This is a genomic window from Flavobacterium sp. Arc3 (assembly GCF_041431375.1).
Taxonomy (GTDB): Bacteria; Bacteroidota; Bacteroidia; order Flavobacteriales; family Flavobacteriaceae; genus Flavobacterium.
Map to the genome: position 1 here is coordinate 43,702 of NZ_JASMRI010000021.1, position 15,447 is coordinate 59,148.

Annotated in this window: 10 protein-coding genes; 4 read left to right on the plus strand and 6 right to left on the minus strand. The window is 33.7% G+C overall.

The genetic code is table 11. The features are described from left to right. Window positions 1-514: 514 nt before the first annotated feature. Window positions 515-1,765, plus strand: a complete 1,251-nt coding sequence (metK, locus tag QO200_RS14695; RefSeq protein ID WP_371541358.1) for a methionine adenosyltransferase — start codon at window positions 515-517, stop codon at window positions 1,763-1,765. A gap of 251 nt (window positions 1,766-2,016) precedes the next feature. On the opposite strand, the gene QO200_RS14700 is transcribed toward metK, so the two are convergent. Further along, window positions 2,017-4,752, minus strand: a complete 2,736-nt coding sequence (locus tag QO200_RS14700) for a carboxypeptidase-like regulatory domain-containing protein (protein WP_371541360.1) — start codon at window positions 4,750-4,752, stop codon at window positions 2,017-2,019. Window positions 4,753-4,808: 56 nt separating this feature from the next. Further along, window positions 4,809-5,687: a GLPGLI family protein gene (locus QO200_RS14705; protein ID WP_371541363.1), complete on the minus strand. Its 879-nt coding sequence runs from the start codon at window positions 5,685-5,687 to the stop codon at window positions 4,809-4,811. Between the two features lie 121 nt (window positions 5,688-5,808). Between QO200_RS14705 and QO200_RS14710 the strand changes: the two genes are divergently transcribed. Both QO200_RS14710 and QO200_RS14715 read left to right on the plus strand, forming a co-directional pair. Next, a complete protein-coding gene (locus QO200_RS14710; RefSeq protein ID WP_371541366.1) occupies window positions 5,809-6,600 on the plus strand; it encodes a hypothetical protein in 792 nt (263 codons plus the stop codon). After that, window positions 6,600-7,214 carry a deoxynucleoside kinase gene (locus tag QO200_RS14715; protein WP_091088809.1) on the plus strand — a complete coding sequence of 205 codons (615 nt, stop codon included), beginning with the start codon at window positions 6,600-6,602 and terminating at the stop codon, window positions 7,212-7,214. Before QO200_RS14710 ends, QO200_RS14715 begins: the two co-directional genes overlap by 1 nt. Window positions 7,215-7,335: 121 nt before the next feature. Here QO200_RS14715 and QO200_RS14720 read toward each other — a convergent pair whose 3' ends face one another. From QO200_RS14720 to QO200_RS14735, 4 genes are all read right to left on the minus strand, one after another. Continuing rightward, the gene (locus QO200_RS14720; protein WP_371541368.1) at window positions 7,336-9,795 is read right to left on the minus strand and encodes a sodium-translocating pyrophosphatase; all 2,460 of its coding nucleotides are present in this window, start codon (window positions 9,793-9,795) and stop codon (window positions 7,336-7,338) included. Window positions 9,796-9,907: 112 nt separating this feature from the next. Then, window positions 9,908-10,441: an inorganic diphosphatase gene (locus QO200_RS14725; protein WP_371541370.1), complete on the minus strand. Its 534-nt coding sequence runs from the start codon at window positions 10,439-10,441 to the stop codon at window positions 9,908-9,910. 408 nt (window positions 10,442-10,849) lie between these two features. Continuing rightward, window positions 10,850-13,336 (minus strand): DUF5686 family protein, encoded by a 2,487-nt coding sequence (locus QO200_RS14730; protein ID WP_371541372.1) that lies wholly within the window; start codon window positions 13,334-13,336, stop codon window positions 10,850-10,852. A gap of 71 nt (window positions 13,337-13,407) precedes the next feature. Then, window positions 13,408-14,385 carry a pyruvate dehydrogenase complex E1 component subunit beta gene (locus tag QO200_RS14735; RefSeq protein ID WP_371541374.1) on the minus strand — a complete coding sequence of 326 codons (978 nt, stop codon included), beginning with the start codon at window positions 14,383-14,385 and terminating at the stop codon, window positions 13,408-13,410. 267 nt (window positions 14,386-14,652) lie between these two features. Here QO200_RS14735 and QO200_RS14740 point away from each other — a divergent pair, with 267 nt between their 5' ends. After that, window positions 14,653-15,399, plus strand: coding sequence for an electron transfer flavoprotein beta subunit/FixA family protein (locus tag QO200_RS14740; RefSeq protein WP_371541377.1), 747 nt, complete (start codon window positions 14,653-14,655; stop codon window positions 15,397-15,399). The last annotated feature ends 48 nt before the right edge of the window (window positions 15,400-15,447 follow it).

A 15,447-nucleotide genomic window follows, 5' to 3' on the forward strand; every position in this document is an offset into this window, starting at 1 on the left:
ACATTTAAGCTTTAACAAATTTAACAAACAGTAGTAACGAAGTGAAACATACTCGTTTAAAAGCCACAAAATCAGATATTTTACACTTTAAACAAGCCATTCTTAAGAAAAAAGTCATAAAAACTTCTGAATTCGAATCCCCGTAAAAACAATACTAAAGTAGTTTTATGATTTCAATCATAAGTAAATAGTATGTCATTAAATTATTATATAAAAGTAAACTAATCAACCGTATTTCTACTCTGTTACCTAAATAGATTTTTAGTTGATTAAAAAATAACAACACTTTCCTACTTAAAAAAAACTTAAGTTTAATTTGCAATTCAAAATGGTTTCATACCTTTGCACTCAATTACAAGAGGAAAAATTTGAACTGATTGCAACCTCTTCATAATGAAACGAATTCATTATGGATGCTGAAAAATTTTCAGTAGAAAAAATGCTAAAGCAGAAACTCTCCTTTAGTATTTCCCGCAATTATTTTTCCTCCCTTAATTTTAAATTTATATTTATTATGGCATATTTATTTACGTCAGAATCTGTAAGTGAGGGGCACCCAGACAAAATTGCAGATCAAATTTCAGACGCATTAATTGATAATTTTTTGGCATTTGACGCTGACTCAAAAGTAGCGTGTGAAACTTTAGTAACAACGGGACAAGTAATATTGGCCGGTGAAGTAAAGTCAAATACCTACCTTGATGTTCAACAAATCGCTCGTGATGTAATCAAAAAAATTGGTTACACTAAAAGCGAATACATGTTTGAAGCCAATTCTTGCGGTATTCTTTCTGCTATTCACGAACAATCAGCAGATATAAACCAAGGTGTTGACAGAGCGAACCCTGAAGACCAAGGAGCTGGTGACCAAGGAATGATGTTTGGTTATGCCACAAATGAAACTGAAAACTTCATGCCTTTGGCATTGGATTTATCTCATAAATTATTACAAGAATTAGCTATTCTTAGACGTGAAAATAATGAAATTACTTATTTACGCCCAGATGCTAAATCACAGGTAACATTAGAATACAGTGATGATAACAAACCTACACGTATTGATACCATTGTAATTTCTACTCAACATGATGATTTTGATGAGGAATCAGTTATGCTAGCTAAAATTAAAAGCGATCTAGTGTCGATTTTAATTCCAAGAATTATCGCTAAAAACCCTGCTCACGCACATTTATTTAATGATGCTATTCAATATCATATTAACCCAACTGGTAAATTTGTGATTGGAGGACCTCATGGAGATACTGGATTAACAGGAAGAAAAATCATTGTGGACACTTACGGAGGAAAAGGAGCTCACGGTGGTGGTGCTTTCTCTGGAAAAGACCCAAGTAAAGTAGATCGAAGTGCCGCTTATGCTACACGTCATATTGCTAAAAATTTAGTTGCCGCAGGTGTCGCTGACGAAATTTTAGTTCAGGTTTCTTATGCTATTGGTGTAGCGAAGCCAATGGGAATCTTCATTGAAACTTACGGAACTTCAAAACTTAACTTAAGAGACGGAGAAATTGCCAAGAAAGTAGAAGAAATCTTTGATATGCGTCCTTACTTTATTGAGCAACGCTTAAAACTAAGAAACCCTATCTATAGCGAAACTGCTGCTTACGGACACATGGGACGTACGCCACAAATAGTTACTAAAACCTTTTTTGCTCCAGGAGGATTAACAAAAACGGTTGACGTTGAGTTATTCACATGGGAAAAATTAGATTTTGTTGACCAAGTGAAAGATGCTTTTGGATTGTAATTCAAAAAATATAATTTATTTCTTTAAACGGCTATCTGAAAAGGTAGCCGTTTTTTTGTACAAATATTTAATAAATAGAAATAGCGCATCACACTTGAAATTCACCCGTTCATTATTTAGTAAAAATAATATTAAAAAAAGAGGCTGTCTAATAAAAGACAGCCCTTTGTAATTGAATAGGTAACGTCCACAAACGCTAAAAAAACGGCTCAACTTAATTGAACTGGTTTTCCATGTAGAAACGGTTCATTTTATAAATTATATTTTAACGAAAACACAACGTATCTAGGCTGAACTATATACTGCGATGATCTATATCCCGTTTGACTAAAGCTATCATCATTTATAGTTTTAGTATTTAATAAATTTGTCGCAGCGAGTGTATATTCCATTTTAGCATCTTTTTTACGGTAACTAAAGCTAGAGTTTAAAAACTCATACTTATTATTTATTGTCCCTTCAGTATTTGAATAGGTATATTTATTATAATCCGCAGTTAATGAAAATGCTTTTAGGAAGAAATAATCTAATTTTACAAATGGTTGTTTTGTTTTGAAAGTTGTATTTTGATAATCGTTTAATGTCAATGAATACCCTAGTTCTAAATTAGGCCAAATTTTAAATTGAGTTCCCAGTGAACCTTTATACGTCTGAGAAAAAGATTCTGTTGTTTGTACAAAATCAATTAAAGGATCTGAAGGGTCTTCTGGATTTGCTCTTAAACTATTATATTTAGACCAATTTAAATTTAAGTTAACAGAGGCTTTGTAATACTTAAGAAATGACCGCTGATACCCTAGCATCCCATTAACACTCTCGTTTTCAAAATTAGCATTTACTTTTTCACTCACTTGATTTATTCCATTAAAATAGGCTCTATTTACAACCGGATCAGTTGTCTTACTATAATTTACATTTCCAAAAACAGTCGTGAAATTGAATAAATTATATTTAAAATACCTTAGAGCGTGCGTTTCTTGTAATGCATTTTCCAACAGTCTATTCCCTCTATTGAAGGAGTTGAAATTTGAAAAGACATATCCCTGAACAAATGAATTAATATCATTGAATACATTCGTCTTTCTAAAATTATACGTCAATGACTCCGACTTCTTAATTTGATATTGAGCAAATAAATCAGGTAAAATTCTAGAAAAATTATCTTCTACCTTCGTACTTAACTGCTCATTAAAGGTGTTATATCTATGTACCGTTAGACCAGGGTTAAAAGTAAATTTACCAGTAATAAATTTATAATGTGCCCCTAAATAAACATCGTTAAAACCATAGGTAACATCATTTCTATATTCATCATTGTTCAAAATCGATTGATCTCCATTATCTAAAATCTGGAAAATTAACGAATTGTAAGCCTGATAAGAGTTAGTATTTCCCAAAGTAAAATTCAGATTGCTTTTAGCCGTCAACGAGTAATAATAATCTGCTTTTACATCTAATTTATTTGTTTTTACAAATCGATCTTGATTTATATTAAAACTACTCTGATTTGAATCAAAACCTAAAAACGGAAAAGGATCATTTTGTAAATCAGGATTATAAAATGGATCTTCATCCTGATATAAATGTTGCATCTCAAATGCCCAAGTACTTTTTTTATTTTGAGTCCAAAACATATTTACACTCTGATTCAACGCTATAGGACCTTGCTTTTTGAAAGACTTTATACTATTACTCTGAATCAGATCTCCAGAAGAATCATAGGTGACCGAATTTGTCAGCAAATCATTGTCTTCTGTTTGATTTGATTTTCGTAACGATACATCATAATCAAATTGAAAATTCACATTTGGTTTAAACTTTGATCCAAATTTAAAAATAGCCAAATTATTTCTCAAATTAGACAAATCAGATCTATTTTCGTTTGTTTTTATCTCAGTAGAATTGGGCTGAAATATTCCGATTTTTGTCTGTGTATTAGTAAGTGTTTTATTAGAAGAAAGAACACCAAAACCACTAATATTCCAACTTTTAGAAATCTGTTGCGTTATGTTTATAGCCCCAAATTTATTTTCAATATTTTGCGCTTTATCATCCCTTTGGGTAGAAATCCCTAAATCATTACTTGAAACATTAAAGTTTGTTCCTCCCCTACCAATTGTGTTTCTCGAACCACCTGTCAATCTAAAATAATCTCTATTAGAAAATGGCACATCTCCTACATTATTGAAATTAGTAATAACATTAACACTTGTTTTTGGACTATAGTAAAACAGCTTGGGGTTAATAATAAAACGATCTACAAAATCCGTCCCCGCAGAAATATCACCAAACCAAAATCTCTTTTTACCTGATTTTAGTTTAATATTAATAGCAACATCATCATTATTGTTTTCTAATCCTTTCAATTGATTTACCTCAGAAAAATTTCTAAGAACCTGAATTTTATCAACTGCACCGGCGGGTATATTTCTAGACCCTAATTTAGTATCACCCTCAAAGAACTTCTTGCCGTCAACCAGCATCTGAGTAACTTTTTTCCCCTCTACCTCTATTTCTCCATCAGCATTTACTTCTACACCAGGCAACCTTTTAAGAATGTCTTCTAACTTCCTTTCAGTCCCTGTTTTAAATGAGTCTGCATTATAAACAATGGTATCCCCTTTTATAGAAACCGGCATTTCTCGAACAATCTCTACACCATCTAACTCAATCCCTCCTTCTTGAAGAACAATTGTTTTAACTATGTTTTCTGTAGAAGTAACAATCTCGACTTCTTTATTTTGCATCCCTAAGAAACTAATCTTAAGACTGTAGGTCGTATTAGGTTTCAAATTTAGAGAAAACTTCCCTTTGTCATTTGTGATTGCATAGGCATCCATTGCTTTTGTAACACCATTTACAGCCATGACATTTGCCATTTCAAGTCCTACCGATTTAGAATCATTAATAAATCCCTCCAACTTTATAGATTGGGAATAAAAAATAGAAGTAATAAAAAGAAATACAATTTGTATTGTTGTTTTCATGCAGAGCAAGTATAAAGGAATAATTTAATTAGATAAAACTCAAATTCTAAACATTATTAATGTCTCATTTGCATACCTCCACGACCTTGGTTCATTTCACGCATTTCTTGCATTTTTTTAACCACCGTGTCGTCAAATTCGTTTTGAGAAATCTCTTTTCCTTTAGTTGGTGCCTTTATAACTACTTTTGCTTTAGAGTTTAGTACAATTTTCGAACATAAAATAACGGTTTTACCATCATTAACTTCTAAAATTAAACCTGGCAATCCCCAATAATTTTCAGGACCTTGATTTACTGGAATCTCAGGCGTATACCAAGCTGTAATAACAAGCTCCTTAGGCATTTCTACATTATCCAAAAAATTCGTTTTCTTTTCACCGTCAGCAGGCTTTTCAGCTTCTGAATCCTCTTTTTTACGTCTAAAATTTCTAAAATCAGTTTTACTAGCTGGTCTTACAGTTGTCGCTTTAAAGCAATTGTACCCCCCAATAACTCTAGTTTCGCCTTCCATTTTCCACTGATAATTTACTAGGGAATCCTTTACTAGGAATTCTTTTCCCATAAATTCTTTATCGACAGCATACAGTTTTTCTTTTACATTTTTATATAAAGTACCGCCGCCACCAGTCATTGAAGCCATCATTCTCATTCCGCCCCCTTGACCCGCACCCGGAGTTTCTAATTTTTCTTCTTCTTTATAAATGGAAGCCGATTTGTCAAAATTTAAAATAAATGTTTTTTCAAACATACTCTTCATACGTTCTTCCATCGATTTTTGCATCTCAGGAGTAATTTCCCTATTCCCTCCAAAATTTGACTTAAAATCAGCCGTACTCGTTTTAGATTCATATACAGCCATCCCCTGAAACTCTTGGGCTTGCAAACTTAAACAGCTAAATGCACTAAGTGCTAAAACCAAAATTACTTTCTTCATGAGTTTAAATTTTTTAAAAATTATTAGGATAAGACTCTAATTTATATTTTTGTTACAAACCTATTATAATTAAATTAAGACTTCTATAATTATAAAAGGTTTAATCGTAATTTAGCTATATATGAAAAAAATAATTCTCTTCATTGCTTTAGTATCAACTTGGTCAGCGATTAGCCAAAACACCAAACTTGAAATTAGCATTACAGACACCATTAATATCCGTGTTGATGATTTTATTGGATACGACCAATTCGATTTCTATTACTATATAAAGGATAACGTTTTACACAAAACTAATAACAAGGAATCACTCGAATATAAGAACACCTCCCTTGGAAAAATAGCAAAAGTAGATATTAAAAACCCACTAAAAATCGTCCTTTTCTATGAGAATTTCAATATCGTTGTCTTACTTGATAATCAATTAAATGAAATTCAAAAAATAAATTTTTCAGAAAACATAAACCCTATAGCAGTATCTGCAACAGGAATTGCCGCACAAAACAGGCTTTGGATTTACAATAGTTTAAATCAACAGATTGGACTTTTTGATTACATACAAAATGACTATAAAGCAATATCCACCTCTTTTCCAGAAAGCATAAAATACTACCAAACGGATTTCAATACCTTCTATTGGATAGACAACAAAAACAATTGGTATTCTTGCGACGCCTTCGGAAAAATAAAAACTAAAGGCAAAATACTTGATTTCGATATTATTGAAGTCATTAACGATAATCAATTTATCTACTCTAAAAACAACAAGCTGTATTTCGAAGACTTGGATAAAAATCAAAAATATGAAATTGACATTTCAGAAAAAACGTTTAAAAAATTCAGTTACAAAGACCAAATTTTATCTATTTTTACATCGAAGGGAATTATAAATTATAAAATCACAACACCGTAATGCACATAGCAGTAGCAGGAAACATCGGATCAGGAAAAACGACACTCACGCGTTTATTGGCAAAACATTTTAAATGGGAACCTCATTATGAAGATGTCGTTGACAATCCATACCTCGATGATTTCTATCACCAAATGGAACGCTGGTCATTTAATTTGCAGATTTACTTCTTAAATAGTCGCTTCCGCCAAGTAATTCAAATACGCGAAAGCGGAAAGAAAATCATTCAAGACCGGACGATTTATGAAGATGCCCACATATTTGCTCCCAATCTTTATTCAATGGGTTTAATGACAAATCGAGATTTTCAGAATTATTCTTCTCTTTTTGAATTAATGGAATCAACCGTGAAAGCTCCTGATTTATTAATTTATTTAAGAAGTTCAATTCCTAATCTAGTAGGTCAAATACATAAAAGAGGTCGTGAGTACGAAAACTCAATCTCTATTGACTACTTAAGCCGATTAAACGAACGTTATGAGGCTTGGGTTCATACCTACGATCGTGGAAAATTATTAATTATTGATGTAGATAACATTAATTTTGTAGATAATCCAGAAGATTTAGGAATGATTTTAAACAAGATCAATGCAGAATTAAACGGATTATTCTAGTCCTTCTCTTCCCTCTTTATAATTAAAAGAAGAACAAACAAGTTATAAATAAAAATGCCTCACAATCGCGAGGCATTTTTATTTGTAAACCATTGTCACAATATGACAATGTATCTATAGACTATTTTAAGAGATCAATTTTTGCCTGAACTTCAGCATCAGTCCCTTCAAAAACTTGTGTCTGCACTTTACCGTTTACAGTAGTTGTAATTGTCCCTACAACAGCACCGTTGACATTTGTTTTCTCAATAGTCACTTGTTTAGAAACTTCTTTCATCATAGGAACCGCTTTCAGATGCTCACAAGATTCATTCGTACAGCCTTTAGCCATACATTCTTCTTTCGTCATTGAAGTACAAGCACCAGTTGTAATACAACAACTCACTTTGTCAGTCATAGTATCACTTCCATTCCCTAAAATTGGCGCCATCACTAAACCTATCAAACAAGTTAATTTTATTAAAATATTCATCGAAGGTCCAGACGTATCCTTGAAAGGATCTCCAACGGTATCTCCAGTTACGGCTGCCTTGTGGGCATCAGAACCTTTATAAGTCATCTCACCGTTAATCATTACCCCTGCTTCAAAAGATTTTTTGGCATTATCCCAAGCGCCACCAGCATTGTTTTGAAAAACAGCCCAAAGCACACCTGAAACAGTAACTCCAGCCATATATCCTCCAAGCATCTCTGCTATTAATTGATTGTTATCTCCATAAACCAGTTTACCAAGAAGCACAATAGCTATAGGAAAACCAATCGTCAAGACTCCAGGTAGCATCATTTCGCGTAAAGCGGCTTTAGTGGAAATATCTACACATTTTGCATATTCAGGCTTACCAGTACCTTCCATAATTCCAGGAATCTCCTTGAACTGGCGGCGTACTTCATACACCATATCCATCGCAGCTTTACCAACAGAGTTCATCGCTAATGCGGAAAAAACAACAGGAATCATTCCCCCTACGAATAACATCGCTAGAACAGGCGCTTTAAAAATATTAATCCCGTCAATTCCAGTAAACGTGACATAAGCCGCAAACAATGCCAGCGAAGTTAATGCTGCCGAAGCGATTGCAAATCCTTTTCCAGTTGCTGCTGTTGTATTCCCTACAGAGTCCAAAATATCAGTACGTGTACGTACTTCTTTTGGCAATTCACTCATTTCGGCAATTCCACCTGCGTTGTCAGATATCGGTCCAAAAGCATCAATAGCTAATTGCATCGCTGTAGTAGCCATCATCGCTGAAGCGGCTAATGCCACTCCGTAAAATCCTGCAAGCGCATATGATGTCCAAATTGCCGCAGCAAATAATAAAACAGTAGGAAATGTAGAAATCATTCCTGTAGCTAAACCTGCAATTACATTAGTTCCCGCTCCAGTACTTGATTTTTGAACAATAGCCATAACTGGCTTAGTTCCCAATCCTGTATAATATTCGGTTACGGAAGAAATAACGGCTCCCACTACCAGTCCAACTATTGTAGCATAGAAAACTCTCATAGACGAAATGTCTTGCATTCCTTCACCAAAGAATTCCATTTTCATATTGGCTGGCAACATATATTGTACTAAGAAATAACAAGAGATTGCTGTTAAACCTATGGAAACCCAATTCCCAATGTTTAATGCTTTTTGTACTTGCGCTTCTTTAGCATTTTCATCCGAAATTTTAACTAACATGGTTCCTATAATTGAAAATAGGATTCCAAAACCGGCAATCGCCATTGGCAATAAAATAGGTCCAATACCTCCAAAGGCATCGTCTATACTTCCTCCCATGTCCTTTATAACGTAGTTACCAAGAACCATAGCTGCTAAAACAGTAGCTACGTATGAACCAAATAAATCTGCTCCCATTCCAGCAACATCACCTACATTATCTCCCACGTTATCAGCAATTGTAGCTGGATTACGAGGGTCGTCTTCTGGAATTCCAGCTTCTACTTTCCCTACTAAATCAGCTCCAACATCGGCAGCTTTTGTATAAATCCCACCTCCCACACGAGCAAATAACGCAATAGACTCCGCTCCTAAAGAAAAACCTGCTAATGTTTCTAACACTATGGTCATATCTTCAGTGGAAGTCCATGCTCCATTCATATAAAAATTAAAAAAGAATATAAAAAACCCCGTTAACCCAAGCACTGCTAATCCCGCAACACCTAATCCCATAACTGTTCCACCTCCAAAAGAGACTTTTAAAGCTTGAGGTAAACTAGTACGAGCTGCTTGAGTTGTTCTAACATTTGTTTTAGTCGCAATTTTCATCCCCATATTTCCAGCCAATGCTGAGAAGAATGCACCAAAAATAAATGCAACTACTATTAGTAAGTGCGTCTTTACACCATCTATTTGAGTAATACCAGCTAAAACAATACTCGCTATAACCACGAAAATTGCTAATAACCTATATTCCGCCTTTAAAAATGCTAATGCACCTTCGTAAATATAATCTGAAATCTCCTTCATCTTACCATCTCCAGGGTCTTGCTTTAATACCCAAGATCTTTTAATCCACATGAACAGAAGTCCTACAATTGCCATGACTATTGGCAAATAAATCATAATTGTATTCATAAATTTGGTTTTTTGGTTGTTGGTTAATAATCAATGTAGTACAAAAACGAATGTAAACAAAAAAGCAACACTCTTAACAGAATGTTGCTTTTTTTGTAAAATATAAGGCTATTTATAACTTAATACTAAATAATCCTTCTGGTTTATTCTCAATTTGATTAAAACGATCGGTACATATTTTAATGATGTCATATGCTGCATCAACATCTCCCCATCCACCTACATCAACTTTTTTGTTTTCAAGATCTTTGTATACTTGGAAGAAATGTTCTATCTCTTTCAATAAATGCGGATTCATATCTGACAAATTATTCAATGAATTCCATATTGGATCAGAAACTGGTACACAAATTACTTTTTCATCTGGTCCTTTATCATCTGCCATATGAAAAACTCCAATAGGTTTTACTTCCATAACACATCCAGGAAAAGTTGGCTCATTTACTAAAACCAATACATCTAGTGGATCACCATCTAGCGCAAGAGTTTCAGGAATAAATCCGTAATCAGCTGGATACATCATTGATGAAAACAACATTCTGTCGAAACGCATTCTTTTTATTTCGAAATCGTATTCATATTTATTTCTACTTCCTCTTGGGATTTCGATAAGTACATCGAAAGTTTTTATTTTGTCTGCAGTCATTTTATTTTTTTCTTTTCTATAATTATAGGAACAAAAATAAGCAAACCATCTGTTTTAACAATAAAAAATTGCTCTTATCTACACATTAAATAGCAAAGAAACTAATATTGAATCACAATTGTCTTATTTCTTTTTTTGAGATAACGATACCACTATAAAAAAGTGACGCTACCGAAGTATCAAATCCTTGCGGAACTCTTGTAATACTAGACATTACAGGTTTTTAAAATTTCACATTGAAAATAGAGTATACATCGAAAGATAGTCCATTGCCTATCGCGAGTGATAATTTTGTTACTCTTCCGAAGGAAACCGCAACCTTTTTATTAGACAATTATTATTTGTCTAATAAAAAGATATAATGTGCAGCTATATTAACTCCTACTTTTGAAACAAATTCAACATAAATTAAAAATAAAAACCAAAAGATCCTTTTACAGAAAAGCGCTGTGTATCTGGTGTGTTTAAATAATTTCCTCTCCATGCAAAATCGATACGGAATACTTTGAAGATATTCCCAATACCTGCATTGTATTCCCAATATACGTTTTCAGGAGCCTTGTATTGTAGACCTGAAGCATTAATGGCTCGATTAGCATCTGATATAGTTCCATAAACTCCTTTTACTCCAATGATTTCTCTCCAATTCAGTTTTCGCATAAATGGAATTCTAGAGAAAATACGTCCTCCAAAATTATGATCCCATTGTATTGTTGCATACTCATCTGACACAAACTCGTAGAAATCAAGGTTGCTAAAGGTATTGTCGATAGTAAAATAAGTTTGATTCCCAGGAATAACACTCATCAAACCTAGAGGAATCGTACCAAAGGTTTTACCCATCTCAACAGTCACATTTGATCGTCCTAACGGCCCAATGATGATAGGCTGTTTATAGTATAATTGTAATTTTTCATATTTAAAATCACTATCCAACAGCCCTTTAAATCCATGACTGTAATTCACAAAAAAACGACTAAAAGGACTATCCACATTGTCTCTCTCTACTGCGTACCCAATCGTTTTTCGATTTGGTGTATATTCAATCTGAAAACTTACCTCTGATTGTTTTACAACGCTTTTTGTAGTAGTTTGCCCAGCATCTGTATAGTAATCCAAACTAAATGTTGGCGAAGCAGATTCTAATGTTCGATAAGAAAAACCTGTTTGAAAGGTTAGATTTTTAACTGGTTCGATTTCGACAGCAACATTACTCAGATTTATGTTGGTCAATTTCCCATTACTCCCTGATGAAAATAAAGAAGAAGAGGCAAAGCTTCGACCTAAAACATCATTTGTAGTGGTTAAACTAGCGCCTATTTGTTCTACATCCCGCCTATTTCCAGCTGATAGAATAACTCTACTTTTCTTGTCAACCATCCACTTTCCAGACAGGCCGTACTTGAATTTATTATCTTTAAAACCGTAAGCTGTATACCCTTGCAATCTCCAAGTATCATTTGTACCAAAATAAGTTCGTCCTCCCGCTCTTAATCGAACTCCTTCTACTTCATTGTAACCAAAAGTGGAAAAAATAGGTCCGTAATCAAAATTTCCATAATTAACATACCCACTCGCAAGAACAGTAACTAAACTTGTTATTTGCTTGAACTTCTTAACCGTCTGTAATGTATCAAGCATTCTATAAACGCCCAGTTCATCCTTACTCAAATTCTCATAACGATTTTTACGCCAGTATTGATCTGATTTATTGTAGATCGAATCCTTAGCATAAGCAACTTCTTCCTTGTAAAAAGAAGAAGGCTTTTCTTTATTGAATTCATGATTCCCGTAGAAAGAAGTACGCTTTCCGTAAACTCCTTTTGAGTCTTCCTTTTTATTTACTGCAAAATCCGACATCAAATAATCTCGTGTTAACAGAAAAACAGAATCATTTACAACATCAAATTCTTGCTCTAAATAAATATCCTTAACCCAGTTAATATTGGCACTTTTAGTAACTGCCATATTAATTTTCTTAATAGCAAAAGTGGTGTCATTCACCCAAAAATCACCTTTAAATGTCAATTCATTCTTACGTCTTGGGTAGAATACAATGTTATAGCACCATTTGTTATTAATATATGCGCTATCTCTCAAGACATAATTGTAAACATCAATTCCAGTTGTAGAAATAGGACTTGTAAAACTTTTATCAAAAAAAGTAAGGTGATTATCATAAACATTATAATCTGAATATAAATCTTTCACAAAAGACAGCAACTGTTGATTCCCTTTAAAACCAGAGCTTTTGTTTGCTTTTACTTTTTCTTTTACTTTCTTCAGCTTATTATCTCCATAAATATCCGACAAGGTTTCGTTTATGAAAATAGGCAAATACGTTTTTCCTGTTACTCTGGAAGTATCGACGTGATCAAAAATAAATTCCATTCCTCTGAATAGCTTATTTTTCATAAAAGCACTGTCAATTGTGTTCATGTCAAACTCAATCTTCTCATACCTTTCCATTTGGTATTGGTCAAAAAGATACAGTCCGTTTTTACGTTTTCTCTCCCATATTTTTCTAAGAATATCCAGCGCAGGATTATCCTTTTTTGATGTTTTACCGGTAAAAATAACCACTTCATTTAAGCTTTCGGCTTCTTTCAACAAGACCTTAAAATTATAGCTAATCGCTTTCTCCAAAGTTATCTCCCGATCAGAAAACCCAACAGAAGTAACCACCAAAGTCGTATACGTTTTAGCCGATTCAATATAAAAGCGACCATCTTCATTAGCCACGGTACCCTCACTAGATTCTTTGAACGCTATATTTGCAAAAGGAACTGGCTGATCTGATTGATCCACGATAATACCGCTAACTTTTGTTTGAGCAAAAACAGCGCTAGTTATCATCAATAAAAGTAAGACAGTAAATAAAAAATTCTTTTTCATAATTCTAATTAAAACAAAAAACTTCATCAAACGAACGAATGATGAAGCTTTCATAACATGTTTAGTATATATTATTTATACATTACTTTTTTAACTGCTTTAATAACGTCATCCGCATTTGGTAACCATTCTTTCAACAAGACTGGAGAATAAGGCGCTGGCGTATCAGCAGTAGTAATTCTTTGTATTGGTGCATCAAGAAAGTCAAAAGCACGTTCTTGTACAATATAAGTAATTTCAGAAGCAACACTTGCAAAAGGCCAAGCCTCTTCAAGAACCACTAGTCTATTTGTTTTTTTAACTGATTTTAATATAGTGTCATAATCCATAGGACGCACTGTTCTCAAATCGACAATTTCACAAGAAATCCCCTCTTTAGCTAATTCTTCAGCAGCGATATGAGCCTCTTTGATAATTTTACCAAAAGAAACGATAGTAACATCTGTTCCTTCACGTTTGATATCAGCAACTCCTATTGGAATAGTATATTCACCATCTGGAACTTCTCCTTTATCACCATACATTTGCTCTGATTCCATGAAAATCACAGGATCATTATCACGAATAGCTGATTTTAAAAGCCCTTTAGCATCATAAACCGTAGATGGAACTACCACTTTAAGACCAGGTGTATTAGCAAACCAGTTTTCTAATGCTTGTGAGTGAGTCGCTCCTAATTGTCCTGCCGAAGCTGTTGGGCCACGAAAAACAATAGGCACGTTAAACTGACCACCCGTCATCTGACGCATTTTGGCTGCGTTATTTATAATTTGATCAATACCAACAAGACAGAAATTAAAAGTCATGTATTCTACAATCGGTCTACAACCATTCATTGCTGAACCAACTGCAATCCCAGTAAAACCAAGCTCTGCAATAGGAGTGTCAATAACTCTTTTTTCTCCAAATTCGGCAAGCATACCTTTAGATGCTTTATAAGCACCATTATATTCAGCAACCTCTTCACCCATTAAGTAAATGGAGTCATCATGACGCATTTCTTCACTCATCGCTTCGCAAATGGCCTCTCTAAATTGTATCGTTCTCATATTTATATTGTATATGTCTAATTTTCGAAAGCAAAAATAAATATTTTAAATCACTTTTTTGCATAAATCACTCTAAAATAATCAGTAGCTGTTTCCGGCTATGCACTATATCTTCCTGTCGCTAAAGGAGCCACACGAAGGATGTCGCTACTATCCGGGCTACGAAAACGTAATAGTTTAACAAAAAAAACTATGCACGCATAGTATATTATTCGAATTATTATCCTAATTTTGTAAAAGACTATTAGAAAAATAAAAAACAATCCTATGAAAATATTAGTTTGCATCAGTCACGTTCCTGATACTACTTCAAAAATTAATTTTACCAATGGTGATTCTGAATTCGATACCAATGGGGTACAATATGTAATTAATCCAAATGACGAATTCGGATTAACACGAGCAATATGGTTTCAAGAACAACAAGGAGCAACAGTTACTGTTGTAAATGTTGGGGGACCAGAAACAGAACCTACTTTAAGGAAGGCATTAGCCATTGGAGCAAACGAAGCTATTCGTGTAAACGCTACTCCTACTGATGGATTCTTTGTAGCAAAACAACTTGCTGACGTTATAAAAAATGGTGATTATGACCTTGTTATAGCAGGAAAAGAATCATTAGACTATAATGGAGGAATGGTTCCTGGCATGATTGCAGGTATCCTAAGTTATAATTTCATTAATTCTTGTACTGGACTTACCATTGAAGGAACAGCCGTAACAGCGATGCGTGAAATTGATGGTGGAAAAGAAACTGATTCTACTTCTCTTCCATTAATTATTGGAGGACAAAAAGGTCTAGTTGAAGAAAAAGATTTACGTATTCCAAACATGAGAGGAATCATGACTGCCAGAAGTAAAGCATTAACAATAGTTGAACCTATTGATGCTCCAGTAAATACTAAAGCAGTAAAATTTGAAAAACCAGCGCCTAGATCAGCTGTGAAATTAATTTCTCCAGACAATCTAGATGAATTAATCGACTTATTACACAACGAAGCTAAAGTAATATAATTTTAAATTATGAGTTTTAAATTGTGAATTGACATTCTCAAGAACATT

Bases quoted from the DNA above. Each gene is read 5' to 3' on its own strand.
- metK (WP_371541358.1), top strand. From the start codon at position 515: ATGGCATATTTATTTACGTCAGAATCTGTAAGTGAGGGGCACCCAGAC.
- QO200_RS14700 (WP_371541360.1), bottom strand. From the start codon at position 4,752: ATGAAAACAACAATACAAATTGTATTTCTTTTTATTACTTCTATTTTT.
- QO200_RS14705 (WP_371541363.1), bottom strand. From the start codon at position 5,687: ATGAAGAAAGTAATTTTGGTTTTAGCACTTAGTGCATTTAGCTGTTTA.
- QO200_RS14710 (WP_371541366.1), top strand. From the start codon at position 5,809: ATGAAAAAAATAATTCTCTTCATTGCTTTAGTATCAACTTGGTCAGCG.
- QO200_RS14715 (WP_091088809.1), top strand. From the start codon at position 6,600: ATGCACATAGCAGTAGCAGGAAACATCGGATCAGGAAAAACGACACTC.
- QO200_RS14720 (WP_371541368.1), bottom strand. From the start codon at position 9,795: ATGAATACAATTATGATTTATTTGCCAATAGTCATGGCAATTGTAGGA.
- QO200_RS14725 (WP_371541370.1), bottom strand. From the start codon at position 10,441: ATGACTGCAGACAAAATAAAAACTTTCGATGTACTTATCGAAATCCCA.
- QO200_RS14730 (WP_371541372.1), bottom strand. From the start codon at position 13,336: ATGAAAAAGAATTTTTTATTTACTGTCTTACTTTTATTGATGATAACT.
- QO200_RS14735 (WP_371541374.1), bottom strand. From the start codon at position 14,385: ATGAGAACGATACAATTTAGAGAGGCCATTTGCGAAGCGATGAGTGAA.
- QO200_RS14740 (WP_371541377.1), top strand. From the start codon at position 14,653: ATGAAAATATTAGTTTGCATCAGTCACGTTCCTGATACTACTTCAAAA.